This is a genomic window from Rhizobium sp. ERR 942 (genome assembly GCF_007828395.1).
GTDB lineage: Bacteria > Pseudomonadota > Alphaproteobacteria > Rhizobiales > Rhizobiaceae > Rhizobium > Rhizobium dioscoreae.
Map to the genome: position 1 here is coordinate 765,286 of NZ_VIUA01000001.1, position 26,557 is coordinate 791,842.

A 26,557-nucleotide genomic window follows, 5' to 3' on the forward strand; every position below is an offset into this window, starting at 1 on the left:
TCATTGCTTTGCAGCCATTGATTGTCTATTGCAGTGCTCTTATTCGCGTTTATCGACAATAGGCTGCGCAAGCCTTTGCTTTTTGGCGGATTTTCGCGGACGAAATAGTTACTCCTATGGACATAACCCTACCAGTTTCGGTCACGCCGAGGCGATTTTTGAGCGTTTCAGGCCTGTCGAACGCAGCCGTGGATTTCGACACGAATGCGGATAAATGTGTCGCCGTGTTCACGGAGTTGTGATCGAATGGCGAGGATGCAATCGCCGACAAAGGGCTGTGAATAGCGTGGGAGGCGGTCGGGGTCATCGTGGCAATGCCTGGTATTCCTGTTTATATGGGATGAGCCAGAGGTAGCCATGCGATTTTCCAATACGTTTCTCGACGAGATTCGCGACCGCGTCTTGATTTCGGACGTGATCGGTCGTCGTGTGACCTGGGACAGGCGCAAGACGAATGTGCCGCGCGGCGATTACTGGGCTTGCTGCCCCTTCCACGGCGAGAAGTCGCCGAGCTTCCACTGCGAAGATCGCAAGGGGCGTTATCATTGCTTCGGCTGCGGCGTGACGGGCGATCACTTCCGTTTTTTGACCGAGCTGGAGGGCCTGAGCTTTCCAGAAGCAGTGCAGCAGATCGCCGACATGGCCGGCGTTCCCATGCCCGTTGCGGATCCGATGGAGGCGAAGCGCGAGAAGGAACGCACGTCGCTGCTCGATGTCATGGAGATGGCGACTCAGTTTTTCCAAGATCAGCTGCAGACCGCCAATGGTGCACGGGCGAGGGCTTATCTGCGTGATCGCGGCCTCAGCGGCCGCACGATCGAAACCTTCCGCCTAGGATATTCGCCCGATAGCCGCAACGCGCTGAAAGAGCATCTTGCCGGCAAGGGTGTGCTGAAGGAACAGATGGAGGCCTGTGGCCTTGTCGTGCACGAGAATGTGCCGGTTTCCTATGACCGGTTTCGTGACCGCATCATGTTTCCGATTCTCTCTTCCAGAGAAAAGGTGATCGCCTTTGGCGGCCGCGCCATGTCGCCGGATGCACCTGCGAAATATCTGAATTCCAACGAGACAGAGCTCTTTCACAAGGGCAACGTGCTCTACAATTTCACTCGCGCCCGCCGCGCTGCTCAGGGTGCCGACGGCGGTGGCACGATTATAGCAGTCGAAGGTTATATGGATGTCATCGCGCTGCATCAGGCCGGCGTCGAGAATGCGGTTGCGCCGCTCGGCACGGCACTGACGGAGAGCCAGCTCGATCTCCTGTGGAAGATGACGCCGGAGCCGGTGCTCTGCTTCGATGGCGATGGTGCCGGCATCCGTGCCGCCAATCGTGCTGCCGATCTGGCGCTGCCGCACATCAAACCGAACCGCACCGTGCGCTTTGCGCTATTGCCCGATGGCAAGGACCCTGACGATCTCGTGCGGCAGGATGGGCGTGCGCCGTTCGACAAGGTGCTGGCGCAGGCAAAGCCGCTTGCTGAGCTCATCTGGACGAGGGAGGCCGCCAGCGGCACCTTCGAGACGCCGGAGGCGCGTGCGGAGCTGGAAGCGCGATTGCGGCGCATTGTTTCGGTCATCGGCGATGAAGATGTGCGCCGCCATTATCAGCAGAATATGCGCGAGCGGCTGAACGGGCTGTTCCAGCCGCAGTTCCAGCGGGGCGGCCAGCGGGGGCGTGGTTTTTCCCGTGACGGCAATGGCCGCAACTTCGCAGGTCGCGGCGGGCAGGCACGTGTTGGGGCCGCAATGACAACGACGGCATCCGACCGCCTGCAGCGCTCGGCCATGATCAAGGGACATCAGGATATTCCGAGCCTTCGCGAAAGCGTGCTCGCTTTGACCATCGTCAACCATCCGGCACTCCTGCAGGACGAATATGACGAGATTGCCGCGATCGATTATGACAGTCGTGAGTTGCAGCGGCTCTGGTCCGCGGTTCTCGGGGCGGCCGCAACTCTGGTCGGGCCTCAGCTCGTCCGCGAGCGGCTGGTCGAGCAATTGGAAGAACAGGATTTCGGCGCCTTGCTGAAGGGTCTGGAGCAGCAGATTCGCAATGCCCGTCTGTGGACAGCGACCGAGGAGGCCGCCATGGAGGATGCGCGCGAGGGGTATCGCCAGGCGCTCGCGCTCCACAAGCGTTCGAAAGCATTGCGCTGGCATAAGATCGAGCTGGAGGGTGCTATTGCCGAGGCGACGGAAGAAGGCGACGGTGAAGCGATCGAGCCATTGATTCGCGCCTTGCAGGAAGTGCAGCTCGAGGCGCTGCGGCTGGAAAACCAGGAAGCGATCATCGATGGCTTCGGCGTGCTCTCCGGCCGCGTCAAAGGTGCCGCTGGAAAATAGGGAGTAGATGCCTCAGCCTGAAAGACAAGAGCCGCGATTTTCCGCAGACGACGCATTGTTTGGTGAGGGCACACCTGCGCCCACGCCGCTCGATGTGCTGAAACGCGTCTACGGCTATTCCGCCTTTCGCGGCAAGCAGCAGCAGGTTATCGAGCATGTCGTTTCCGGCGGCGATGCGGTCGTGCTGTTTCCGACCGGTGCCGGCAAGTCGCTGTGCTTCCAGATTCCCGCGCTCTGCCGCGATGGCATCGGCATCGTCGTCTCGCCGCTGATTGCGCTGATGCGGGATCAGGTGGAGGCGATGAAGCAGCTCGGCATTCGGGCGGCCGCCTTGAATTCGTCACTGTCGCGCGAGGAGGCGAGCGATGTCTATCGCGCTATTCCCGCCGGCAAGCTCGATCTGCTCTATCTGACGCCGGAACGCATCGTGACGGAAGGCTTCTGTCAGATGCTCGGCAGAGTGAAGATTGCGCTTTTTGCCATCGACGAGGCGCATTGCGTCTCGCAATGGGGGCATGATTTCAGGCCGGAATATCGCGATCTCGGCAGGCTTGCCGAGCTCTTTCCCGGCGTCCCGCGCATCGCCCTGACGGCAACGGCCGATCCGCACACGCGCGACGACATCATCGAACGGCTGTCGCTCGACAATGCCAAGGTCTTCACCACCAGCTTCGACCGTCCGAACATTACCTATGAGATTGTCGAGCGCGATCAGCCGCGCCAGCAATTGCTGCGTTTTCTCGATGGGCATCGTGGCGATAGCGGCATTGTTTATTGCCTCTCGCGCGCAAAGGTCGAGGATACGGCAGAATGGCTGAACGGGCAGGGCATCCGCGCACTTCCCTATCATGCCGGCATGGATCGAGCGCTTCGCGATGCCAATCAGGATGCCTTCTTGAAAGAGGAAGACCTGTGCCTCGTGGCGACGGTTGCCTTCGGCATGGGCATCGACAAGCCGAATGTGCGCTATGTCGCCCATCTCGATCTGCCGGGTTCAGTGGAAGCCTATTATCAGGAGACGGGACGAGCCGGGCGTGATGGCCTTTCCTCGAATGTCTGGATGGCCTATGGCATGGCCGACGTCATCCAGCGTCGGCGGATGATCGATGAAGGCGGGGCATCCGAGGAGATAAAGCGCGTCGAGCGGGCAAAGCTCAATGCGCTGCTCGCCATTTGTGAAACGGCAGGATGCCGGCGGCAGTCGATCCTCGCGCATTTCGGTGAGGCGCACGGCGGCGGCTGCGGCAATTGCGATACCTGCCTCAAGCCTGTCGAGACTTGGGACGGGACGGAAGCGGCGATTAAGGCGCTCGCCGCCGTCTATCGCACCGGCGAGCGTTTCGGCACCGGCCATGTCATCGATGTGCTGATGGGCACCGTCAACGAGAAGACCGAGCGCTTCGGCCATGTCGACATGCCGGTTTTCGGCGCGGGAAAGGATATTCCCGCCCGCACATGGCAATCGATCTTCCGGCAATTGCTGGCGAACGGGTTCATCAGCATCGACCACACGGCCTTCGGCGCCATGAAGCTCGAGGAACAGGCAAGGGCTGTCTTCAAGCGCGAGCGGCAGATCTTCTTCCGCAAGGATCGGCCCGAAACGGGCCGTCGCGGCAAGAAGGCGGGACGACCGGAGAAGCAGGCTCACGGTCTTACCGGCGAAGACCAGCTTCTCTTCGATACGCTACGGGCCGAGCGTACCCGGATCGCCAGGGAATTGGGCGTGCCGCCTTACGTCGTCTTCCCCGACACGACCCTTATCGCCTTTGCGACGGAGCGACCGAAAAACCATAAGGCGCTTCTGGGGATTTCCGGCGTCGGTCAGTCAAAACTCGAACGCTACGGAGATGCGTTCCTTGCTGTCATCTCGGATTTCATCAGTCGTTGATCTCTGGCGGCGGAGCGTGCTGGCCAGGCGGTTTGGCAGCTACATGCGCACCGTCATGCCCCCATCCACGGTCAGGACATGGCCGTTGACGAAGGATGCGGCGTCGCTGGCGAGGAACAGTGTGGCGCCCGCAATCTCGTCCGGACGTCCCCAGCGCTGAACGGGGATGCGTTGGCGCACGATGGGGATCAGGTCTTCGTTCGCGACCATGGCCGCGTTGGTTTCCGTTGCGAACCAGCCTGGCGCGATGGCGTTGCTTGTGATGCCGTGAGGGCCAAATTCCACAGCCATGCTGCGCATGAGGCCCGTCAGGCCCTGCTTGGCGGCGGGATAGACACAGTCACCCGGCATGACGACCTGACCGCTGATCGAAGTGACCGAGATCAGCCGCCCATGATTGTTTCGTTTCATCAAGCGCGCGGCATCGCGGGAGAGCATGATCGAGGCGGCGAGATCCGTGTTGAGCAAGGCGAGAATCGCCTCGTCATCGAAGTCGGCCAGCGGGCGCCTGTCGCGCGCACCGACGTTGTTGATCAATATGTCGAGCCGGCCGTGGTTGTTTTCGATGTCACTTATTGCTGCGTGCTGAGCGTCGCGATCGGAAATATCGAAGGCGGCGGTTTCTGCGGAGCCACCTCTCGCCTGGATGATCCCGACGGCCGTATTCAATGTCGCTGCGGTTCGCCCATTGACGATGACGTGAGCGCCGGCATCGGCAAGAGCCTTCGCGATTTCGAATCCGAGCCCGCGTCCGCCCCCGGTGATGAGGGCAACCCGTCCTGCGAGGGAGAATCTATGGAATATGCTCATGGCTCTCCCTTATTTTCAGAGTAACGCTAATCTGCTGTGAAATATTGGACTGAGTCAAGTAATTTTTGAGATAGTGAGCAATGAAGGCTGGCTGGAAAGTTGCGTGTATTCAGTCCGCTTTGACAGATAATATCGAAACTGCCGCCTATCGCGCAGACGTCACGGCGTTGCGCATTTTTGCCGCTGTCGGATGCAGCAACGGGCCGGATCCTATGTTATTCCTTCATGAATTAGGCCCTTTGACCAGCATCGGAATGCGACCATGACTTCAGCGTTCATATCCCATTTGCGCAACGAGCTTCTCGGCCTGAAAGAAGCCGGCCTCTATAAGGCCGAGCGCGTCATCACCTCCAAGCAGGCCGGCGAAATCGCCGTGCTTGGTGGCGCGCGCGTCCTCAATTTCTGCGCCAACAATTATCTCGGCCTCGCTGACAATGAGGAACTTGCCGAGGCCGCGAAGAAGGCGCTCGATCGCTATGGCTACGGCATGGCCTCGGTACGTTTCATTTGCGGCACGCAGGAAGAGCACAAGCAGCTCGAGGCGCGGATTTCAGCTTTCCTCGGCATGGAGGCGACGATCCTCTATTCCTCTTGCTTCGATGCCAATGGCGGGCTGTTCGAGACGCTGCTTTCGGAAGAAGATGCCATTATCTCGGATGCCCTCAATCATGCCTCGATCATCGATGGCGTCCGGCTCTCCAAGGCAAAGCGTTTCCGCTATGCCAACAACGATATGGCTGCCTTGGAAGAGGAGTTTAAGAAGGCCGAGGGCAGCCGCTTCAAGCTGATCGCGACCGACGGTGTCTTCTCGATGGACGGCATCATCGCCAATCTCGGCGGCGTCTGCGATCTGGCGGAAAAATACGGCGCCATGGTCATGGTCGATGACAGCCATGCGGTGGGCTTCGTCGGCGAGCATGGCCGGGGATCGGCGGAATATTGCGGCGTCGAAGGCCGGGTGGATATCATCACCGGCACGCTCGGCAAGGCGCTCGGCGGGGCATCTGGGGGCTATACGTCTGCGAGAGGCGAGATCGTCGAATGGCTGCGGCAGCGCTCGCGTCCCTATCTGTTTTCCAATACTCTGGCACCGGTCATCGCCGCCACCTCGCTGAAAGTCTTCGATCTGATCGAAAACGGCGGCGAGTTGCGCGCACGCCTTCAAGGCAATGCCGAACTCTTCCGGCGAGAGATGACTAAGCTCGGCTTCACGCTTGCCGGCGCCGATCATCCGATCATTCCCGTCATGCTTGGCGACGCAAAGCTCGCGCAGGACATGGCGGCGCTCATGCTGCAGAAGGGCGTCTACGTCATAGGCTTTTCTTTCCCCGTGGTGCCGAAGGGACAGGCGCGCATCCGCACGCAGATGTCAGCTGCCCATTCGAAGGCCGATGTCGAAAAGGCGATCGCAGCCTTTGCCGAAGCCGGAAAAGAACTCGGAATCATTTGAATTGGTTGGAGAGAACCGATCATGTCGGACATGATGAAAGCGTTGGTCAAATCCAGGCCGGAGGTCGGGCTGTGGATGGAGCATGTGCCGGTTCCCGAAGTCGGGCCGAACGATGTTCTGATTCGGGTCAAGAAGTCGGCGATCTGCGGCACGGATGTCCATATTTGGAACTGGGATCAATGGGCGCAAAAGACCATTCCCGTGCCGATGGTCGTCGGTCACGAATTCTGCGGTGAGATCGCCGAGATCGGTTCCGCCGTGACAAAATATCATGTCGGTGAGCGCGTCTCGGGTGAAGGTCATATCGTTTGCGGCAAATGCCGCAACTGCCGGGCGGGCAGGGGCCATCTCTGCCGCAACACGCTCGGTGTCGGCGTCAACCGTCCCGGCTCCTTTGGTGAGTTCGTCTGTATTCCCGAATCCAATGTCGTGCCGATCCCCGACGATATCCCGGATGAAATTGCCGCGATTTTCGATCCCTTCGGCAATGCCGTGCATACGGCACTCTCCTTCGATCTGGTCGGCGAGGATGTACTGGTGACCGGCGCGGGGCCGATCGGCATCATGGGGGCCATGGTCGCCAAGCGCTCCGGTGCGCGCAAGGTCGTCATCACCGATATCAATCCCATCCGGCTGGCGCTTGCCCGCAAGGTCGGCATCGATCATGTCGTCGACGCTTCCAAGGAAAACCTCGCTGATGTGATGAAGTCCATCGGCATGACCGAGGGGTTTGACGTCGGTCTGGAAATGTCGGGCGCGGCTCCCGCCTTTCGCGACATGATCGATAAGATGAACAATGGCGGCAAGATCGCCATTCTCGGCATTGCGCCGGCAGGCTTCGAGATCGACTGGAACAAGGTCATCTTCAAGATGCTGAACCTCAAGGGCATTTATGGCCGCGAGATGTTCGAGACCTGGTACAAGATGATCGCCTTCGTGCAAGGCGGTCTCGATGTATCGCCCCTCATCACGCATCGTATCGGCATCGATGATTTCCGCGATGGTTTCGAAGCAATGCGCTCGGGCAATTCCGGCAAGGTCGTCATGGACTGGAATTGATGCCATTCGGACACACTTCCGGCCTCGGTAATACCTGCCGATGCTGGAAATGTGAGGCTTTGCTCAGAATGCTCTTGTCATCGCGTGGGGACTTCCTAAATACGGGAAACATTAAATCGCTGCGTGCGGAGCCTGTGGATAAGGCTTTTTCGCGCATTTAACGGGCTTTTTTGCTGGAAAAGCTTGACGAGAACTAAAATTCTGGGAATCACCGTTTGACTTCGGAAAGAACGGTAAAACTGGATCAAGCGGATCACCTGATATCATGGCCGGAAATCCAAACGCAATCCAGCTTTGCACTCCGGTGGCGGTGATCGTGGTTAATTGGGCATTAAAGGTCATTCCGTTAGGTGTTCGTCGGTGAGTCGCGGCTGGTGCAGGGCGCGCCAGTCAGTGTGATTGTTTCACCGCGTGTAAGTTTGCAGCGTCAGGGAAAGCGACGATATAAAGATGGCAACAAAGGTCAAAGAGAACGAAGAAGCTGAAGTCGAGCGCGACGGCACCTCCGACGGCCCACTTCTCGATCTTTCCGACGACGCGGTCAAGAAGATGATCAAGGCCGCGAAGAAGCGCGGCTATGTGACGATGGACGAGCTCAACGCCGTTCTTCCGTCCGAGGAAGTGACGTCCGAACAGATCGAAGACACGATGGCCATGCTTTCGGACATGGGCATCAACGTCATTGAGGACGAAGACGTCGAAGAGGCTGGCGCTGCGGCCAGCGACGACGACGATGCCGGCGGCGATGACGATAGCGAGGGCGGCGAACTCGCTCCCTCCACGGGTTCTGCGCTCGCCACCACCAAGAAGAAAGAGCCGACCGACCGCACGGACGACCCGGTGCGCATGTATCTGCGCGAAATGGGCTCCGTCGAGCTTCTGTCGCGCGAAGGCGAAATCGCGATTGCCAAGCGCATCGAAGCCGGTCGCGAAACCATGATCGGTGGCCTCTGTGAGAGCCCGTTGACGTTCCAGGCGCTGATTATTTGGCGCGACGAACTCAACGAAGGCACGACGCTGCTGCGCGAGATCATCGATCTCGAAACCACCTATTCCGGTCCGGAGGCCAAGGCTGCGCCGCAGTTCCAGAGCCCCGAGAAGATCGAGGCTGACCGCAAGGCTGCCGAAGAAAAGGAAAAGGCACGCCGCGGCCGCGCGCCCTCCGGCGACGACGACATCACCAATGTCGGCGGCGAAGGTCTACCGATCGAGGAGGAGGAAGAGGACGAAGATGAGTCCAACCTCTCCCTCGCTGCGATGGAAGCCGAGCTTCGTCCGCAGGTCATGACGACGCTCGACATCATCGCCGAAACCTACAAGAAGCTGCGCAAGCTGCAGGACCAGCAGGTCGAGCAGCGCCTGTCGGCCTCCGGCACGCTGTCCTCCGCCCAGGAACGCCGCTACAAGGAACTCAAGGATGAGCTGGTCAAGTCGGTCAAGTCTCTGTCGCTGAACCAGAACCGCATCGACGCCCTCGTCGAGCAGCTCTACGACATCAACAAGCGTCTCGTTCAGAACGAAGGCCGCTTGCTGCGTCTTGCCGAATCCTACGGCGTCAAGCGCGACAGCTTCCTGGAGCAGTATCAGGGCGCCGAGCTCGATCCGAACTGGATGAAGTCGATCGGCAATCTGGCTGCGCGCGGCTGGAAGGAATTCGCCAAGAGCGAAAACACGACGATCCGCGACATTCGCCAGGAAATCCAGAATCTTGCGACCGAAACCGGTATTTCGATCTCGGAATTCCGCCGTATCGTTCACATGGTTCAGAAGGGCGAGCGCGAAGCTCGCATCGCCAAGAAGGAAATGGTCGAAGCCAACCTGCGCCTCGTCATCTCCATCGCCAAGAAGTACACGAATCGCGGCCTGCAGTTCCTCGACCTCATTCAGGAAGGCAATATCGGCCTGATGAAGGCGGTCGACAAGTTCGAATATCGCCGCGGTTACAAATTCTCGACCTACGCCACCTGGTGGATTCGTCAGGCGATCACCCGTTCGATCGCCGACCAGGCGCGCACCATCCGCATTCCGGTGCACATGATCGAAACGATCAATAAGATTGTCCGCACGTCGCGCCAGATGCTGCACGAAATCGGCCGTGAGCCGACGCCGGAAGAACTGGCCGAAAAGCTCGCCATGCCGCTCGAAAAGGTGCGCAAGGTTCTGAAGATCGCCAAGGAGCCGATCTCGCTCGAAACCCCGGTGGGTGATGAAGAAGATTCGCATCTCGGCGATTTCATCGAGGACAAGAACGCGCTTCTGCCGATTGACGCCGCCATCCAGGCGAACCTGCGCGAAACGACAACCCGCGTTCTGGCATCGCTGACCCCGCGCGAAGAGCGCGTACTGCGCATGCGCTTTGGCATCGGCATGAACACCGACCACACGCTCGAAGAAGTCGGCCAGCAGTTCTCGGTCACGCGCGAACGTATCCGTCAGATCGAGGCGAAGGCGCTGCGTAAGCTCAAGCATCCGAGCCGCAGCCGCAAGCTCCGGAGCTTCCTCGACAGTTGAGGTCTGGTGCAAGCCGACATCGGTAGTTTACAAAGCCAGGCCCGGTTCGCGAAAGCGAGCCGGGCTTTTCATTGGCGATATCGGACTCAAAGAGGGTGATCATGGCGAGCAAGCCGCAATTCATGGAAACAGCCATCCCAATGCGGCTACGCGATGCATTGGCTGGATATGAATGGCGGCAGGATGCGCTCGGGCGTTCTTCGGCCCATGTCTTCCGACTTGAGGCCGATGGACGCGCGCCTGTTTATCTCAAGACTGAGGTGACCGATCCCTTGGGTGAATTGGCCGGCGAGGTTGCCAGGCTGCGATGGCTCGCCTCGCAGGGCTTTGCGTGCCCTGATATCATTGCCCATGAAAAGGACGGCGAACGCGAATGGCTTTTGATGAGTGCTCTTCCCGGCAGCGATTTCGTCAGCGCCGAGTGGTTACAGCCGCTTGAGCGGGTGCGGCTTTTGGCGGATGCGTTGCGGCGATTGCACGCCATCGATATCGCAGCCTGCCCCTTCGATCATCGGCTGGAGAATAGAATTGCTGCGGCAAGGGCACACTTGATTGCCGGCCGCGTCGATGAGGACGACTTCGATGAGGCCCGGCTCGGAAGGTCGGCGGCGGATCTTTTTCGCGAACTTCAGGCCAAGAGACCGCCGACGGAGGATCTTGTCGTCACTCATGGCGATGCCTGCCTTCCGAATTTTGTAGTCGATGGCGATAGATTCAGCGGTTATATCGATTGCGGCCGCCTCGGCGTGGCTGATCGCCATCAGGATATCGCGCTGGCCTGCGGCAGCATCGCGCACAATTTCGGAGGGGAATTGGTTGGCGAGTTTTTGAAAGCCTATGGCGATTTTGAACTGCAGGCCGAAAAGATGACCTATTATCGGCTACTGGATGAGTTCTTCTAACGGGAGATGCGGCTATCCCGCGCTGCGTGATCACGCAGGTTTGTTTTTGCGCCATTGCGGATCGCGCGGATGCCTGACAAGTTCGATTTCGGCCGATACCTCTTTCCCGGCGTGTGGTCGGCTACCATATGTCAGCGACCGAAAAGTCTTCTGATCTGTTTGCCAGTAAGGATCGAATGAATCGATGTGCAATTTCCTCTTGATTGCTTTCTCTGCGCGAGTCCTCGGCTGAACGATGGAAAAGGGTGCGGAAAAACGGGATAGGGAGATAAGGCCGGGCTTTGTCCTGTCGATCCTTCTGCACGTCCTGTTTGTCGCGCTCTTTTTGCTGCCGCTATTTCCCGCGCCGCCAGAGGCGAAGCCCGAGCAGAGCGTCAATGTTGAGCTGGTGCCGCAGCAGGAGCAAAAACAGGAACTGGCGACGAAGGCGAATGAGAAGCCCGACCAGCCTCCCAAACCGACGCCAAGACCTGACGAGAAGCCGGCAGAACAGACGGCGGACGCTCAACAGGAGCCGCAGCAGCCGGAGGGAAAAAAAGCAGACGAACAGCCACCGAAGCAATCCGATCCCAATGGTAAGAAGCAGGCAGAGAAACCTGCATCTCAGCCTGACGAGACCAAGGCCGATAAGTCGGAGCAGGCGAAATCTGAGCCCAAACCTGATGATCCCGGCGCTGGGAAGCCTGTTGAGAAAGCGGAACAGCAGCCTTCTGCGACCGAAACGCCGCTTCCGGACATGAAGGGCGATCAGAAGGACGCAAATACCACGCAGGAGGCAGACGCGGCGGAACAGTCGAAGGACGATACCCCTCCAACGCCTCCGAACGATGCTGCGGCTGAACAACAAGCGGATGCTCAGGCGGCTGCGCAAGCCGAGGCTCAGGCACAGGCGGCGCAGCAGGAAGCGCAGGAAGCGCAGCAGCCAGCTGACGCTAAGGATCCGCAGACAAATGCGGCCCAACCGCCGGCAAGCGACTCGTCCGCGAAAGTCTCGTCGACCGCACCAGACGTCCTGGCGACCAACGAGCCTTCGGATTCGCAAGTGCAGCCACCGCAGACCCCAGCGGTAGATCAGAATGATCCGCAAGCACAAGCTCCTGCCCCACCATCATCCGATCCGCAGCAGCAGTCTCCTGCCGAGCAGGCCACGGACGAAGCGAAAGACCCGCCGCAGATTGTTGTTCCGGCGGTGAAGCCATCTCCTTCACAGCAGAGTGCTCAAAGCCAGTCTGCTTCGGGAGGCAAAAGTAACCCGGCTGAAGGCGGCACTGCATTGGTTACCGAGCCGCAAGCTCCCAAATCGGTTGCGCCGAAGCGAGCTATTCAGGCCAAGAAGCTTTATTCAAGTGCCGAGATGGCGCGTCTGTCCAAAAGCGAATACGACGCTTGGAAGAAGTTGCCACGGCGCCAACGCGTGGCCTATCTCTGCAATTCGGAGGAAAAACTTCAATACCGCCACGATTTGCAGGCTATTGGCTATGTGAATTCCGCGCTATCGCAGGCGATGGTTTCCGATGCTGCTCTGTTTGGAGACGGCGTCGCCGTGCAGACTCCCAATGGCTGGCAGAGAGTAGCATTCACCTGCGAAGTCGATAGTGATGCATTGAAGGTTACCGCTTTTTCCTACACCGTCAGGGGGCGTGTTTCTCCTAGCCAACTCGACAAGCTGGGCTTTCTTGGAAATTGATTTGGCTGGGTCGCCTCAAGCGTCCGGCTGAAACAATAGTTTATCCCCACCCCAATCGAAATCCACTCCATTTCATCATACAATTGCCTGCATCCCACTGATTCAGTGTTCTTCCATCGCCCTTTTCTCAAGATTCCAATGTCCTCGATTACAGCCGATTCCAGTTCTGCGGCAGCGGGCCGCTCCGCCCTGCGTGGTGTCCTCGTGGCATTCGCGTCCTATGCAGTCTTCGCCTTCAGCGATGCGTCGATCAAGATCCTTCACGGGACGATCCCTTCCTATCAGGTCGCGTTCATCGGTGCGCTGTTCGGCTTTGCCGCCATACCTTTCCTGAAGAAGCGGGAAGACGAGTGGCTCGATATGGTGCGGACGTCAAACCGTCCCTTGTGGCTGCTGCGCTTCGTCTGCGGCGCGGCGGGCGCCATCTGCTCCGTCGTCGCCTTCACCAAACTGCCAATGGCGGAAGCCTTTGCGCTGCTGTTTCTGCTGCCGTCCTTTGTCACCATTCTCTCTGTGATTTTTCTTAAAGAGGATGTGCGCTGGCAGCGCTGGACGGCGGTCATTCTCGGTTTCGTCGGCGTGTTGATCGTCCTGCGTCCGGGTTTTCGCGAGCTCTCGGTCGGGCACCTTTGCGCAGCGATCGGTGGCCTTGCGGCGGCCATCTCCATTGTCATCAACCGCGCGCTCGGTTCGAAGGAGAAGCGCATCTCGCTCTATGGGGCAGGCCTTTTCGGAACGCTTATCGTCAGCGGCCTCCTCATGCTCTCCGAAGTCATCATGCCCACGCCGACGCAGTGGATATTCCTCGCGAGCTATGGCCTGCTTGGCGCGTGCGGCAGTGTCCTGCTCTTGACGGCCGCGCAGATGGCGCCTGCGAATCTGGTTGCGCCGCCGCAATATAGTCAGATGCTCTGGGCGATCGCCTTTGGCTACCTATTGTTCAACGACAGCATCGATATGCCGATGGCCGTCGGCATTGTCCTCATCATCTTTTCCGGCCTGCTGACATTGGCGCGGGAGCGCAAGCGCGGCACGCCGCTGCCGACGGCGGTTGCCGGCAATACGCAGGCCGCATTGGTGACGGCGGAGGAAGACAAGGCTGCAGGCGGCGTTTAATTCTTGTGTCCCGATTGCGGGTAGGCAACATTATCGCTCGTGTTGGATGCTATAGCTGATACAGCGAATAGACGGGATGAGAGGTATCAGCGATGAAGTCCGGTCAATTCAGGATATACCGCTCTCGCCTTGCCGGCATCGAGGCAGTCCGGGCCGAAACAGGCCACAGCTTCCCCAAGCACACGCATGACCAGTTCGGCATCGGAGTCATCGAAACCGGCGCGCAGAGATCACTTAGCGGGCGAGGGATGGTGCAGGCAGAGGCCGGAGACGTCATCAGCGTCAATCCAAATGAGGTGCATGACGGCATGCCCGTCGGCGAGAGCCGCGCATGGTCCATGCTCTATTTCGATCCCAGTCTGATCGGTGATCTGTTTCGCGATATCGGTGAGGGCAGGTTCGGTGTGATGGAATTTCCGTCGCCTGTCATCCGCGACGGGGAGATGGCTGGGCATTTCAGAAGCCTGTTTTCGCTTCTGGTCAAGGATGCGGCTGAAAATGTTCTCCTGCGGGATGGCCTGCTGCTGTCGCTCATCGCCGCTGTGATGCGTGAGGGATCCGGTGCCTTGCGTGAAGATGCCATTTCCACTGATATCAAAAGGGCGCGCGAGCTGATCGATGACGATCCAGCCGCTCCCCTGACCCTTGCCGAGCTTGCGGAGTTGTGCGGTCTAAGCCAATTTCGTTTCCTGCGGGCCTTCACCAAGGCGACGGGGCTGACGCCGCATGCTTACCTCATGCAGCGCCGGATTCATAAAGCGCGCCGACTGATTGCGGTGGGCATGTCTTTAGCCGAAGCGGCCTTTGCCAGCGGTTTTTCCGATCAGAGCCATATGACGCGCCTCTTCGCCCGCAATTTCGGCGTCTCGCCCGGCGCCTATGCGGCGGCGATCGGCTGAAGCTTCTGCAATTTTATTCAAGACCGGAGGACAGCGGCGAGGTTTTCTGCTGCGCCAAGCAGATGCCTATCAGGAGGTGCCATGTTTTTCCGCCATTCGAATGAGATATGGAGCGAGTTTCCCGAGCTGGTTCCCGGCGTGTTGTTTGCTGAAGGGATCACCTCGACTGTCGATGTCGAAGATCGGATTGCCAAATATCATGCGATTGCTGCAGACCGGCTAAAGCAAGCTCCAGAGAGCGAGATGGCTGAAATCCAGGCCTGGCGTCGTGCTTTCTCCAAAATGGGCTTGAAGCCGACACAATATCGGTGCGCATCCGAAGCGCTGCTGCGCCGATTTCGCCAGGAAGGGTCGTTGCCGCGGCTGCATCCGCTTGTCGATCTCTGCAATGCGATTTCGATCGCTTTCGCAATTCCCGTCGCCGTGTTTGATCTTGCGAAAATCTCTGGCGATCTCGAAGTGCGGCATGCGAGTGGCAGCGAAACCTATTTGACCTTTTCCGGCGAAATAGAGCATCCGGCAGTCAGAGAAGTGATCTTTGCCGATGGAGCAGGACGGGCGCATGCCCGGCGCTGGACCAATCGCCAGAGTGGTTTGTCCGCCGTGCGCAATGATACAGGTTCGATGCTGATCGTCGCGGAGGCGCTGCACGAATCGGCAGGCAGCGATGTTCCGAAGCTGATCGATGCGATTGCGTCGGAGTTGACCGCCATCTGGTCGATCGAGGCCACGCAGGGCCTCCTCAGCCTGTCATCACCGCGATTTGATCTATCGGCCGCGATGAATTTGCAACTGCAGCAAAAACGAGATTGACAGAAGGCGCGTTCAGGCAGAGCAGGGACTGTAGAATTTCCGACTGTCGAGAAGCATGTCTGCAAGCGTCCGTGGCGGCAGACTAAGAAGGCTCATGGATACCCTGCAGACTCAAGACCGGCCAAGCGTGCTCGGTCACCCCGGCTATCGTTCATTCGCTGCGTCGCGTGTCTTTTCCTCGATAGGCTTTCAGTCTGTCACGGTTGCCATGGGCTGGATGATCTACGATCAGACCCATAGCGCTTTTTTCCTCGGCCTCGTCGGCTTCTGCCAGTTTCTGCCGATGGTCATCCTGACCTTCGTCGTCGGGCATGTCGCCGATCGGTTCGATCGGCGCCGCATCGGCCTTGCCTGCCAGATCATCGAGGCGCTGACCGCAATGGTCCTTGCCATAGCTGTCTGGTTTCATTGGATAGGACCTGCCGGTATTCTAGCCGCCGTTGCCATCATGGGTGCGGCGACGGCCTTCGAACGTCCGACCATGGCGGCGCTTTTGCCCAATATTGTGCCGTCGTCGCTGCTGCAGGTTGCCATCGCGACCTCCACCTCGATGATGCAGACCGCCTTTATCATCGGGCCGTCGCTCGGCGGTCTGCTTTATGGCGTCAGCCCCGTTGCGCCGTTTGCCGTTTCGGCTGCGCTGTATGTCATCGCCAGCATCAACGTTATCTCGATACGGGTCGAACGCGAGCAGCCGTCGTCGCGCGAGCCGGTGACGCTGAGCTCCGTCTTTGCCGGCGTCTCCTTCATCAAGAGCCGGCCGGTCATGCTGGGGACGATCTCGCTCGATCTCTTCGCGGTGCTGCTCGGTGGCGCCACGGCGCTGCTGCCGATGTTTGCGCGGGATATTCTGCATGCCGGGCCATGGGGACTTGGCCTGCTGCGCGCCGCGCCGGCCATCGGTGCGCTCATTATGTCGATCTGGCTGGCACGCCGGCCGCTGCAGAGCGATGTCGGCAAGAAGATGCTGTTTGCCGTGCTCGTCTTTGGGGTCGCCACCATCGTCTTTTCGCTGTCGAGCAATATCATCCTTTCGGTCGCAGCGCTCTTCGTCGTCGGCGCTTCGGATACGGTCAGCGTCGTCGTGCGCAGCTCGCTCGTGCAGCTCCTGACGCCGGATGCCATGCGCGGCCGCGTCAATGCCGTGAATTCGCTTTTTATCGGCACCTCCAATCAGCTCGGTGAATTCGAGTCCGGCATGCTTGCCACTGCACTTGGGCCTGTCCTCACCGGCATCGTCGGTGGCGTCGGGACCATTGTGGTGGTGCTGCTCTGGATGCGCCTCTTTCCGGACCTGAACAGAGTGAAGACGCTCAAAGGCTAGCGACATTCATCATTGGATTGCTTTTCCGCAAGGTCGCTTAGCCCGATATCTCGCAATAGATGTTGGTTTGCCTGAGGTAGCATATCTCGCTTCCGGGCATTTTCCTTATACGATCGCCATTCCATGCCCCCTCGTCGGGTCAGGAGTTGGACGGCGCATGTTCTCCAGCTTATAATATGAAGAATGTTCATATATCTACGACCTCGAAGTGCCTGGCCAATAGATAGATGCGCTTAGAATATAGTGATGTACAATGAATTCTCAGGCTGCAAAGCATGAGGGATTTTCATGGGAAAGAGGCCGCTGCCACCGCTCTCGGTGCTTCAGACATTCTGTGCCATTGTAGAGACCGGCGGTTTCGGTCGTGCGGCCGAGCGGATCGGGCAGACACAGACCGCCGTCAGCCATCAGCTTGCGCAGCTGGAAGGATGGATCGGCGGGCGCCTGTTCGACCGAGGCCGAAATGGGGCGCGGCTGACGCCGTTGGGTGCGCGCCTGCACCCCGCAATTTCAAGCGTGATCGCCGAGCTGGAAACCGCCTTGTACCAGGCGCGCGCGAGTATTTCGATTCGCAGCGTCGCGATATCCGTCTCGCCGGAGTTTTCCAGCCAGTGGCTGGCGGCGCGGCTGCCGGATTTCTGCCAGCGCTATCCAGACATCGAGGTGAAGCTGGCTGTCGGCTATCAGCGCCCGGATTTTCAGCCTGATGGCACCGATCTTGCCGTCTGGCTCGGCCGTGCCGATGCCGGTCTTACGCATGAAGAACTGTTGACTGACGAGGAGTTCGTCGTCAGTTCGCCGGAACTGTCCAAACGACTGCCGCCGCGCTGGGCTATAAGGGCCGCTCCGCTTTTGCGTTACTCCGGCATGCGGCACACAATTCTGGATTGGCAGCGTTGGCACGAGCAAATTACCAGCGGGTTGGATGATGAGGCAAAACCGCATTTCGACATCGCTCGGGCGGTCGAGGAGGCTCTCCTGTTCGATTCTTTCGCCGAAATGCTGGAGGCCTGCCGGCGGGGCCGCGGCTTCGCCCTGGTGCGAAGCTCGCTGGTGGCACGCGACCTCGCCGAAAAAAAGCTAGTCAGATGCTTCGTCGAGGTGCAGCCGGCTGCTGTCAGCTATAGTCTGGTCTATCCGCCGAATGCCCTGGTGAATCCGGCTGCGGCCCTGTTTCGCAACTGGCTGCTCTCGCAAGCTCATTCGCCGAGCTAGCGGGTGATGGTCTGTTAATCGCGCAGCCGAATGAGGCCGGCCTCAGTGGGAACAAAACCGAGCCCTCGATAAAAGCCGGTGAGATGTGGTTCGAAATCGACATGCAGCCATTCCGCGCCACGTTCGCCGGCCAGGGTTTTCGCCCGCTCGACCAGAGCGCTTGCGATACCTCTTCGCCGAAATTCCGGATCGACGCAGGTGTCGAGAATGAAGGCATGAATGCCGCCATCCCACGCGACATTGACGAAGCCCACCAGTCTTGCAGCCGCGAATGCGCCTACATGCGCGAGGTTTCTGGCGAGAACGGGCTGGAAATCGCGAGGGGAGGAGCTGCCCCATGCGGTTGCCCATAGGGCATTGAGCACCTCATTTTTGAGCTTGGGATCATTCTGGTATTCTATCGTCATTGGCGTCCCTCCGCGGGATCGTTCAGCGAATTCGCGGCCGTTTCCGACCAACCGGCAGGCGTGCGAAAAATATCTGCCGCCAATGTCGGATCTGATTGCCGTCAACCGTCTTTCAAAGGTGAACATAGAACAGAGGAGGCAGAAATGTCCTATGTCGATGGCTTCATCCTTGCCGTGCCGAAAGACAAGATTGAAGCATACAAGGCGCAGGCGCGCAGGGCCGGCGATGTCTGGCGGGAGCATGGCGCGCTCAGCTATGTCGAGGCCATAGGCGACGACGTGCCGTATGGCGAACTTACTTCTTTCCCGCGTGCCGTGCAGGCGAAGGAAGACGAGGTCGTTGTGTTCTCATGGATCACCTACGAATCGCGAGAGAGCCGCGACACAGTATTGGCGAAGGTCATGGCCGACCCGCGTTTGAAGGATGACATGCAAAACATGCCCTTTGACGGCAAACGCCTGATCTATGGTGGTTTCAACATCATCATCTCGCTATAGGCTCAACGCGGTGGCCGGGCTTGACATTCCGGCCACTCGCCCGACCTGATGCGGATCGCTATCGCCATGCCCGGAGGATGCCATGCCGCAAACAGTGATCACGCTTTCGACTCATGGCCAGGGGCTCTATGAATTTACCGATCAGGTGGCGGAATTCGTCCGCACCGCTGCAGGCGGCGGTGAGGGGCTTCTGACCGTCTTCGTCCGCCACACCTCCTGTTCCCTCCTGATCCAGGAAAATGCCGATCCCGATGTGAAGACCGATCTCAAGGCCTTCTTCAGCCGGCTCGTGCCGCCATCCTCGGATCCTTCGATGCGCTGGATCGTGCACACGATGGAGGGGCCGGACGATATGCCGGCGCATATCAAAGCCGCACTGATGCAGGTCTCGATCGGCATTCCGGTGACGCACGGTCGGCTGGCGCTCGGCACCTGGCAGGGCATCTACCTTTTCGAGCATCGCGACCGGCCGCATCGGCGCGAAATCGTGCTGCATTTTTCCGCCTGAGCCGCGTTCCTTATTGCGTCAATAGATTGTTAACCGTCGTGAATACAATCTGAACGGCCAATTCGTGTTCGGTTCAGCTTGGCTGACCTAACGTGGCCCCAATCCCGAGGCATTGCCGATGGCGAGGCCAATAATGGGATTACAACGATCCGCAGCAAGGATTTGAAGGAGAAACACCATGACCAATCTTTTCGCCAAGGCAGGTATTGCAGCTCTCATCGCGCTCGGCGCCATGTCCGCAACGGTCGTCACGGCCTCCGCCAACGACTTCCATCCCGGTATTCAGCAGGCTCGCTATGACCACCCGCGCGGTCGCATGTGCTCGCCGCGCCTCGCCGTCGAGAAAGCACGGGACATGGGTCTGCGCCGCGCCCGCATCGACAATGTCACGCCGCGCCGCGTCGTTGTTGAAGGTTTCGGCCGCCGTGGTCCTGATCGGGTTGTCTTCGCCAACGCACCGGGTTGCCCGCTGATCCGCCGCTAATCGCAGCGCTCCCAAGTTTTCCACATCTATTCGATGGATTCGAAGTCGCCTCCGAAGGGGAGGCGGCTTTATTTTTTATGTTGTGCTATTATCGGCCATCTGGTTTCCCTTTAGCGTTCAATGTAGCTGAATAATGGATGAATGGCTGATTCTGAGCTCATTCAGCATAGCGCCGTTACCTCTTGGGCACTCGCTCAGCAAATATAGCAGGCGTGAGAAAGAAGCCCTCTGCTTCATGGAGAATATAATGAAACAAATGCTGGCAAAATTGGGAGTCGCCGCCTGCGTTGCAGTGACCGCCCTGTCGGGCACGGCGGATTTTGCCTCCGCACAGGGTGTGGATATCTATGTCAATCCGGGCCGTCATCGCCCGCCACCGCCGGATTATGACCGTCCGCCGCCGCGTTTTGACCGCCGCGGCTGCGATCCTCGCCAGGCCGTGGACGTTGCCCGCAGCTATGGCCTGCGTCGCGCCCGTGTCGTGGATGTGACGCCGCGTCGCGTCGTCGTCGACGGTTTCGGCCGCCGCGGTCCGGATACGATGATGTTTGCCAATGTTCGCGGCTGCCCGCTCCTGGGCCGCTGACAAGCAAAGCGGGCGCACGAGGCGCCCGTTTTCACTCTCTGACCTTTTCGCTTTTTTGGCGGGGGCCGCGGAACCGCCCTTTGCTCGCTCCGATCGGATCTGAGCGAAGGGCGGTTTTGTTTTGATTACTGCTGGATCGCGTAGGTGATGCTCACCGATGCGTTGTATTCGTTTTCTCCGGTGGCGACGGGAACTGCCTTGTCCATCGGAGCCGCCGCGGCCATGCTGCGCATATAGGGCTGCGGCGGGGCTGCAATGCCGCCTTCGTGGATCGCGATAACGCGGCCGAGCTTGACGCCGGCGGCATCCGTCAAGGTCTTTGCTTTGGCGGCAGCGTCGGCGACTGCCTTCTTGCGGGCCTCTTCGATCGTGGCGTCGGGCTTGTCGTTGGTGAACTGGATATCGCCGCCCTGATTGATGCCGAGCTTGACCGCCTGGTCGAGCAGCCCGCCGAGCTTGGAGAGATCGCGCACGCGAACGGTCAAGCCGTTCGTCACCTGATAGCCGTTCAGAACCGGCGGCTGGTTGTGGCCGTCCTTGTCGTTCGGATAGGTATATTGCGGCTGAATGGAAAAGCCGGAGGTCTGCAGATCACGCTCTGCAATGCCGCTTTCCTTCAGCGTTGCCAGCACGGCGCCCATGGCCTTGTTGTTCTGATCGAGTGCATCCTGGGCCGCCTTGGCCTGCTGAACGACTGCGAGCGTTACGACAGCCATATCCGGCGCGACGGAAGCATGTCCCTCACCGGTGACGGTGATGACAGCCTCGCGCGGCTTGGCATCTTCGGCAAAGGCTGCAGCCGCAGGCACGAAGAAAGTGGCGCTGACAAGAGCGGCAAGAGCAAAATCTCTGGTTTTCGTCAGAAGCATGATTCGTTCCTTGGTTGATGATCCCTCGAGATCCGCTTTTGCGGATTGATTGTGAAGGTATTACGGCAGTCCCTTGTCGGAAAACAGAAATTGGGTTAGAGCCAAGTCGTCTTCGGGGAACCATTGCTCCGGAGTCGCGAGCGCGGAGTCTCAATCTTGCGCTGGGCCTGTAGCTCAATGGTTAGAGCCGGCGGCTCATAACCGCTTGGTTGGGGGTTCGAGTCCCTCCGGGCCCACCATTTGTTTCCAGCTTGCAAAACTACGATGATCTCTCCGACGCGACTGTCCAAGCGATGCAAGATCGCTTTAACAACCTGGTCAACGCTATTTCCGGCTAGTCTCCGTTCGCGTTAGGTCTTCCCCGCTTCCGGTGCCTGCGGCGGTTGCCAATAGACTGCCGAATCCGGAGCCGCATCTCTTCTGAAGGCTTGGGTTCTCCTACGCTACGTCGAAGCCTGCGTGGAACACAACCGCCCCTTTTGGGGTTGGTCCCTTGAACATGATCCGCTGAAAGTACTCGACCGGTACGTCAGCATAGTGAAGGGTTCCGTCGCTCGTGAAGCCGAAACGGCTGTAGTAGCGTGGATTGCCCAGAACCACGCAGCCATTGGCGCCGCGCTCTCTCAGTTGTGCCAGTCCGTTTTCAATCAGAGCCTTTCCGATGCCTTTGCCCTGTCGGTCGGGGCGGACGGATACCGGGCCAAGGCCGAACCACTCTTCGGCTCCGGATTCGATTGTCACGGGCGAGAAGGCCACGTGACCGACGATCTCATCGTTCTCCACGGCGACGAGGGAAAGGGTCAGCGCACCGGCCGTTCGCAGCGCATCGATTATTGCCGCCTCGGTGCCGGAACTATAGTTCTTTCCTTCGAAGGCAGCAGAGGTGATTGCATGAATAGTGTCGATATCTTTGGCTTCTTCTGCGCGAATGTGGGTCAACGATATTGCCATTTAAACCCCCGACTTTTTCAGACCTTCGCGATATGGATCCCTGTGTCGTTGCTCTTTGCTCGGGATGAGTGACGGCCATCTACCCGCATCGAAATTGGGATTGGCCTCGCGCACGCGTCGTGCGAGCGTGCGCGCCTCGTCCTGATGTCTCAGCATCGCCAAGCTTGCCGCGGCGAGCCTGTCTGCGAGGCTGGGATCGATCGTCCGGCTGATATAGTCGAGCGCACCGACGAGATATTGATGGTCGGCGTCGGGGTTGTCCTCAAAAGAGGCACGCGCCGTCTCGTGCCGCTCGACTTCCGCGGCGGCGGCGAGCACGATCTGCCTTGAGATTTCGCGCTTACTGCGCGCAAGATCAAGCGTGCCGAAATTGAAGCGCTCTGCCCACAGGACCTCGCTACCCGGCAGGGAGACGAGTTGTGTGAAGAGCGAAAGGTCGTCATCCGGCCCGCTCAATCGGGTTTCCAGGACATAGTTGATGTCATATCGCTCGAAAAGCGCGCCTTTATTCTCGGCTTGGTGGCCGATCTGGATAGCGGAGTAGGGGGCAACCACTCGCAGGCTGTGCAAGGCGCAAAAGCCGAGAGTGATGTCTTCTATGAGCGAGGAGGCGATCATGGCCGCAGTACCATCGGGGCCGTCGTTGTCTGGCGGCAGCAAGGCGAGGCGAGGGATGGGCAAGACAGGCTGCGTGGCAGTATCCTGCTCGGATATGGCCGGCGAATGCGCCGGAGCAACTGGTGTCGGAGAGCGGGGCGATGCCGCCAGGGTTGCCAGCCAAGGCGAGACAAGATCCTTGCGACGCGCGAATATGCGCTTTAGCTGGTCGACGCCGCCTTCGGTATCAAACGCCTTCAGCAATATACGGCGTGTGGTCTCGTCTTGCGGTTCGGCTTCAAAAAGAAGGAGGGCGGCCTCCTTGATAAGCGCGATATCGCCGGACGACGCGACTGAAGTCATCACCGCAGCATCCAGCGCTTCCTTTAACATGGCGAGGTGTCGCCTTCTTTCGCTCTCTCGCCAATCGATGAACGCTCGGGTTTGGCAGTTGGCTCTCTCCAGGAATTTTAACTGCGAGCGCTCCATCAAGGTGCGGAGATGCTCGGCTGGATTCCCAGTCGTGCTTACCCGCGTCAAGACAATATCGCTCGTGAACGAGCCATTTGCGATGTGAATGTCGGTATCATCAAAGGTCAGAAGTTCGACGTTCAAGTCCCATTGCCGGCTCTTGATACGGGAAACGAGCTTGCGAAGGTTTGTCAGCGAATTCGCCAAGTCACCTTCACCCCAAAGAAATCGCGCCATGTTTGTTCTGCTGACGGACTTGCTGTCACTCGCGAGCAAATAGGCAATAATCAGAAGCGCCTTCTTCGGAAACGCTATTTGGTGTTCGTCGCTATCCAGAAGAGCGATTTCACCAAAAGTTCTGAGTAAAAATTTCATCGCGCCTTCTATATTGTCTCAGATATATAATGGCCGTCGTCCTTCGGCGACCCGACCGGATAAACGCCGGAACGACAGTGGAGTCGCATATATATTTCTGATGCAAGGCACGAATATTTGCAAATTAACTATTCTCTTGCCTCTATTTTGAAAGTTATTGTTGCACAAAAGCTTGGTTTTCGGCTCCATTTCCGCGGAGCGCCGTAAGGCCGTTTCACATCGGGCCTGCGGAGAGACGCTTCAGCTCGGTTGAGCGATATCTTCCTCGGTGAGGGCTGGGCGATCGGAAAATGGATCGCTGCTGCAAGGCTCGGAGATTTGCGGATTTTCACGTGCTCGCTCGCGGCAGGACCGTTGAATACAGGCTTGGATTGTTGCCGCCGTGCTGTCCGTCATCGAGATCGTGCGCCATATACTTTGGTATAATGGCGGTGCACCATCGCCTGATTGACCGCTCTCGGTGGCTGTGACAATACGGCCATGTCTTCGCAACGCAATGCGAAGGCTAACGAAACCAACAGATCAAGAAACCAATGGACAGCTACCCTAGTCGCTGTCCGGTTGCGGCGTCATGCTGCACCCGGACGGTCATCGCAGCAACCTGGACCGCTACCGGCATTCGCCGGGCGAGCGTCGGTCGGGCCTAGCCTGTCCGGCTCGCCCTTCGGATCTGCCGTCAGGTGGGCCGAAGAGGTGAGCCATGAACAACATCGTTCTTTTCCGCGAACGCAGGTTCGCAGCCAAGTTTTCCGCCCCGAACACTTTCGCGATGTCGGCTGGCAGCCGTCCGGCTGAGCGCTCCGTGCCGCCGCAGCGTCCGCGCCTGATTGCCATCTGGCACATCAATTCCCTTACGGGAAAGCTCGAGTGCTTCTGGACGACAGAAGGCGAGCCGGTCCTCGACGAGGATGGCAGCCGTCACGCGGCCTACGTCTCCTTTCTTAAACAAGCGCACCGGTGGCGTCGCGAATGCGGCGCCATACCGACCGCGCCCTGGCCGATGACATCCTGTTTCAAAGGGTTATGACATGGTTTTTCTTGCAAACGACCGACGCGAGCGTAGCGCCGTTGCTGCGTTGGCCGGTTCGCGTATTCTGCCGAATGGCTATGATCTCGCCGCATTCGCCTTCATTGCCGCTGCCGCCTATCTCACACTTCACGGTGTAGCCGAGATGCGCGCACCGCTGGCGAGCCTGTCCACGGCACCGCTGTCGCTCGACCCGGCCTATCTGCCTGAATATGCGTTGCGGACGACCTTGCGGATGATGGCGGCAATCGTTGCCTCTCTCATCTTCACCTTCGTCGTCGCAACGCTAGCCGCAAAGAGCCGCCGCGCCGCGAAGATCATCATTCCGGCTTTCGACATTCTGCAATCCGTCCCAGTGCTCGGCTTTCTGACCTTCACCGTCACCTTCTTCATGGGACTTTTCCCCGGAAGCCAGCTTGGTGCGGAATGTGCTTCGATCTTTGCGATCTTTACCAGCCAGGCGTGGAACATGGCCTTCTCCTTTTATCAGTCGCTGCGGACGGTTCCGCGCGATCTCGATGAGGTCAGCCGCGGTTTCGGCCTGTCGAGCTGGCAGCGCTTCTGGCGGCTGGAGGCTCCCTTTGCTGCGCCCGGCCTCGTCTGGAACACGATGATGTCGATGTCCGGCGGCTGGTTCTTCGTGGTTGCTTCCGAAGCGATCACGGTCGGCGATACTACCGTGCAGCTTCCCGGGCTCGGCTCATGGCTGGCGGTTGCCATCGACAAGCAGGATTTCGCCGCCGTAAGCTGGGCTGTATTTGCCATGGCGGTCGTCATCCTTCTTTACGATCAGCTGCTTTTCCGCCCGATCGTCGCCTGGGCAGACAAGTTTCGCTTCGAGCAGACAGCCGGGCAGCAGAAGCCGCGCTCCTGGGTCTATTCGCTGATCCGCCGCACGCGTCTCCTGAAGTACGTGATCACACCTTTGGCCGCTGCATGGGGTAGGCTGATGCTCGTGCGGCTGCTGCCGACGTCGCGTACGGTTGCAAAAGAGCGAGGCGGGCAGCAAGCCGTCGGCTGGGCCATCGATATCGCCTGGTATGCGCTGATCGCCGTCGTCGGTGCCTGGAGTATCTGGGATGCGGTTTCCTATCTCAGCCAGACGCTCTCCTGGGGCGATGTCTGGATTGCTTTTGCCGGCGGGTTTGTAACGCTCGTTCGCGTTGTCGTTCTTATTGCGGTCGCCAGTGTCATCTGGGTTCCGATCGGAGTCTGGATCGGCCTGCGGCCTGCGGTTGCTGAGCGTGTTCAGCCTCTGGCACAGTTCCTGGCGGCGTTTCCGGCAAATGTGCTCTTTCCTGTGGCGGTCGTTGCGATCGTTGCGACGGGTGCTAGCCCGAACGTCTGGCTGTCGCCGCTGATGGTCCTCGGCACACAATGGTACATCCTGTTCAACGTGATCGCCGGCGCGAGTGCATTTCCTACCGATCTGCGGGAGGCATCCTCGGTCTATCGGCTGCGCTCATGGACATGGTGGCGGCGCGTGATGCTGCCGGGAATATTCCCTTACTACGTCACGGGAGCGCTGACGGCGTCCGGCGGTTCATGGAACGCCAGCATCGTCGCTGAACTAGCAAGCTGGGGCAACACGAAACTCGAAGCCTTCGGACTTGGATCATACATCGCGAAGGCGACAGAAGCAGGCGATTTTCCGCGGGTCATCCTCGGCATCGTTGTCATGTCGATCTTTGTGACACTCTTCAACAGAACGCTCTGGCGGCCGCTCTACGTTTTCGCCGAACGCCGCATGCGCCTCGATTAATTCAA

At 59.1% G+C, this 26,557-nt stretch carries 25 protein-coding genes and 1 tRNA gene; 20 read left to right on the plus strand and 6 right to left on the minus strand.

All coding sequences use genetic code 11. The annotated features are described in order from the left end of the window. The first annotated feature begins 357 nt into the window (after positions 1 to 357). Both dnaG and recQ read left to right on the plus strand, forming a co-directional pair. Entirely contained in the window at positions 358 to 2,343 is a 1,986-nt protein-coding gene (gene dnaG / locus FBZ97_RS03735) for a DNA primase (RefSeq protein WP_145316585.1), read from the plus strand. A gap of 7 nt (positions 2,344 to 2,350) precedes the next feature. Continuing rightward, the gene (recQ, locus tag FBZ97_RS03740) at positions 2,351 to 4,231 is read left to right on the plus strand and encodes a DNA helicase RecQ (protein WP_145316587.1); all 1,881 of its coding nucleotides are present in this window, start codon (positions 2,351 to 2,353) and stop codon (positions 4,229 to 4,231) included. Between the two features lie 39 nt (positions 4,232 to 4,270). Here recQ and FBZ97_RS03745 read toward each other — a convergent pair whose 3' ends face one another. Next, on the minus strand, positions 4,271 to 5,041 hold the full coding sequence (locus FBZ97_RS03745; protein ID WP_145316589.1) for an SDR family oxidoreductase: 771 nt from the start codon (positions 5,039 to 5,041) through the stop codon (positions 4,271 to 4,273). Between the two features lie 262 nt (positions 5,042 to 5,303). On the opposite strand from FBZ97_RS03745, the gene FBZ97_RS03750 reads away from it, so the two are divergent. Next, positions 5,304 to 6,491 (plus strand): glycine C-acetyltransferase, encoded by a 1,188-nt coding sequence (locus tag FBZ97_RS03750; protein ID WP_145316591.1) that lies wholly within the window; start codon positions 5,304 to 5,306, stop codon positions 6,489 to 6,491. A 21-nt stretch (positions 6,492 to 6,512) separates the two neighbouring features. Further along, on the plus strand, positions 6,513 to 7,550 hold the full coding sequence (tdh, locus tag FBZ97_RS03755; RefSeq protein ID WP_145316593.1) for an L-threonine 3-dehydrogenase: 1,038 nt from the start codon (positions 6,513 to 6,515) through the stop codon (positions 7,548 to 7,550). Between the two features lie 111 nt (positions 7,551 to 7,661). Here tdh and FBZ97_RS03760 read toward each other — a convergent pair whose 3' ends face one another. Next, positions 7,662 to 7,892: a hypothetical protein gene (locus tag FBZ97_RS03760; protein ID WP_145316595.1), complete on the minus strand. Its 231-nt coding sequence runs from the start codon at positions 7,890 to 7,892 to the stop codon at positions 7,662 to 7,664. Positions 7,893 to 8,000: 108 nt separating this feature from the next. On the opposite strand from FBZ97_RS03760, the gene rpoD reads away from it, so the two are divergent. The 8 genes from rpoD (at position 8,001) to FBZ97_RS03800 (ending at position 18,017) form a co-directional block, all read left to right on the plus strand. Then, a complete protein-coding gene (gene rpoD / locus FBZ97_RS03765; RefSeq protein ID WP_145316597.1) occupies positions 8,001 to 10,061 on the plus strand; it encodes an RNA polymerase sigma factor RpoD in 2,061 nt (686 codons plus the stop codon). A gap of 101 nt (positions 10,062 to 10,162) precedes the next feature. Continuing rightward, on the plus strand, positions 10,163 to 10,963 hold the full coding sequence (locus FBZ97_RS03770) for an APH(3')-II family aminoglycoside O-phosphotransferase (RefSeq protein ID WP_186449439.1): 801 nt from the start codon (positions 10,163 to 10,165) through the stop codon (positions 10,961 to 10,963). A gap of 235 nt (positions 10,964 to 11,198) precedes the next feature. Next, positions 11,199 to 12,650: a DUF930 domain-containing protein gene (locus tag FBZ97_RS03775; protein ID WP_145316599.1), complete on the plus strand. Its 1,452-nt coding sequence runs from the start codon at positions 11,199 to 11,201 to the stop codon at positions 12,648 to 12,650. A 138-nt stretch (positions 12,651 to 12,788) separates the two neighbouring features. After that, positions 12,789 to 13,766, plus strand: coding sequence for a DMT family transporter (locus tag FBZ97_RS03780; RefSeq protein ID WP_145316601.1), 978 nt, complete (start codon positions 12,789 to 12,791; stop codon positions 13,764 to 13,766). A 92-nt stretch (positions 13,767 to 13,858) separates the two neighbouring features. Further along, a complete protein-coding gene (locus FBZ97_RS03785) occupies positions 13,859 to 14,665 on the plus strand; it encodes an AraC family transcriptional regulator (RefSeq protein WP_145316603.1) in 807 nt (268 codons plus the stop codon). 81 nt (positions 14,666 to 14,746) lie between these two features. Continuing rightward, positions 14,747 to 15,478 (plus strand): phenylalanine--tRNA ligase beta subunit-related protein, encoded by a 732-nt coding sequence (locus FBZ97_RS03790; RefSeq protein ID WP_145316605.1) that lies wholly within the window; start codon positions 14,747 to 14,749, stop codon positions 15,476 to 15,478. A 94-nt stretch (positions 15,479 to 15,572) separates the two neighbouring features. Further along, positions 15,573 to 16,802: an MFS transporter gene (locus FBZ97_RS03795; RefSeq protein WP_145316607.1), complete on the plus strand. Its 1,230-nt coding sequence runs from the start codon at positions 15,573 to 15,575 to the stop codon at positions 16,800 to 16,802. Between the two features lie 288 nt (positions 16,803 to 17,090). Beyond that, the gene (locus FBZ97_RS03800; protein WP_145316609.1) at positions 17,091 to 18,017 is read left to right on the plus strand and encodes a LysR substrate-binding domain-containing protein; all 927 of its coding nucleotides are present in this window, start codon (positions 17,091 to 17,093) and stop codon (positions 18,015 to 18,017) included. Between the two features lie 14 nt (positions 18,018 to 18,031). On the opposite strand, the gene FBZ97_RS03805 is transcribed toward FBZ97_RS03800, so the two are convergent. After that, positions 18,032 to 18,424, minus strand: coding sequence for a GNAT family N-acetyltransferase (locus FBZ97_RS03805; RefSeq protein WP_145316611.1), 393 nt, complete (start codon positions 18,422 to 18,424; stop codon positions 18,032 to 18,034). A gap of 144 nt (positions 18,425 to 18,568) precedes the next feature. Between FBZ97_RS03805 and FBZ97_RS03810 the strand changes: the two genes are divergently transcribed. From FBZ97_RS03810 to FBZ97_RS03825, 4 genes are all read left to right on the plus strand, one after another. Next, positions 18,569 to 18,922, plus strand: coding sequence for a DUF1428 family protein (locus FBZ97_RS03810; RefSeq protein WP_113388888.1), 354 nt, complete (start codon positions 18,569 to 18,571; stop codon positions 18,920 to 18,922). An 82-nt stretch (positions 18,923 to 19,004) separates the two neighbouring features. Beyond that, on the plus strand, positions 19,005 to 19,430 hold the full coding sequence (locus FBZ97_RS03815; protein WP_113351890.1) for a secondary thiamine-phosphate synthase enzyme YjbQ: 426 nt from the start codon (positions 19,005 to 19,007) through the stop codon (positions 19,428 to 19,430). A 178-nt stretch (positions 19,431 to 19,608) separates the two neighbouring features. Next, a complete protein-coding gene (locus FBZ97_RS03820) occupies positions 19,609 to 19,914 on the plus strand; it encodes a hypothetical protein (protein ID WP_069612602.1) in 306 nt (101 codons plus the stop codon). A 247-nt stretch (positions 19,915 to 20,161) separates the two neighbouring features. After that, positions 20,162 to 20,500, plus strand: a complete 339-nt coding sequence (locus FBZ97_RS03825; RefSeq protein WP_092711544.1) for a hypothetical protein — start codon at positions 20,162 to 20,164, stop codon at positions 20,498 to 20,500. Positions 20,501 to 20,625: 125 nt separating this feature from the next. On the opposite strand, the gene FBZ97_RS03830 is transcribed toward FBZ97_RS03825, so the two are convergent. Beyond that, complete coding sequence (locus tag FBZ97_RS03830; RefSeq protein ID WP_092711542.1) at positions 20,626 to 21,369, minus strand: SIMPL domain-containing protein; 744 nt, start codon at positions 21,367 to 21,369, stop codon at positions 20,626 to 20,628. Between the two features lie 163 nt (positions 21,370 to 21,532). Between FBZ97_RS03830 and FBZ97_RS03835 the strand changes: the two genes are divergently transcribed. Continuing rightward, positions 21,533 to 21,608, plus strand: a tRNA-Ile gene (locus FBZ97_RS03835). A 199-nt stretch (positions 21,609 to 21,807) separates the two neighbouring features. Here the strand turns inward: FBZ97_RS03835 and FBZ97_RS03840 are convergent. Together FBZ97_RS03840 and FBZ97_RS03845 are read right to left on the minus strand one after the other, a co-directional pair. Continuing rightward, positions 21,808 to 22,320, minus strand: coding sequence for an N-acetyltransferase (locus FBZ97_RS03840; RefSeq protein ID WP_113388886.1), 513 nt, complete (start codon positions 22,318 to 22,320; stop codon positions 21,808 to 21,810). Next, positions 22,321 to 23,310, minus strand: coding sequence for a hypothetical protein (locus FBZ97_RS03845; RefSeq protein ID WP_145316613.1), 990 nt, complete (start codon positions 23,308 to 23,310; stop codon positions 22,321 to 22,323). A gap of 108 nt (positions 23,311 to 23,418) precedes the next feature. Between FBZ97_RS03845 and FBZ97_RS03850 the strand changes: the two genes are divergently transcribed. The 3 genes from FBZ97_RS03850 (at position 23,419) to FBZ97_RS03860 (ending at position 26,552) form a co-directional block, all read left to right on the plus strand. Next, a complete protein-coding gene (locus tag FBZ97_RS03850; protein WP_145316615.1) occupies positions 23,419 to 23,754 on the plus strand; it encodes a hypothetical protein in 336 nt (111 codons plus the stop codon). A 709-nt stretch (positions 23,755 to 24,463) separates the two neighbouring features. Then, complete coding sequence (locus FBZ97_RS03855; protein ID WP_145316617.1) at positions 24,464 to 24,790, plus strand: hypothetical protein; 327 nt, start codon at positions 24,464 to 24,466, stop codon at positions 24,788 to 24,790. A 1-nt stretch (position 24,791) separates the two neighbouring features. After that, the gene (locus tag FBZ97_RS03860; RefSeq protein WP_145316619.1) at positions 24,792 to 26,552 is read left to right on the plus strand and encodes an ABC transporter permease subunit; all 1,761 of its coding nucleotides are present in this window, start codon (positions 24,792 to 24,794) and stop codon (positions 26,550 to 26,552) included. Positions 26,553 to 26,557 lie beyond the last annotated feature (5 nt).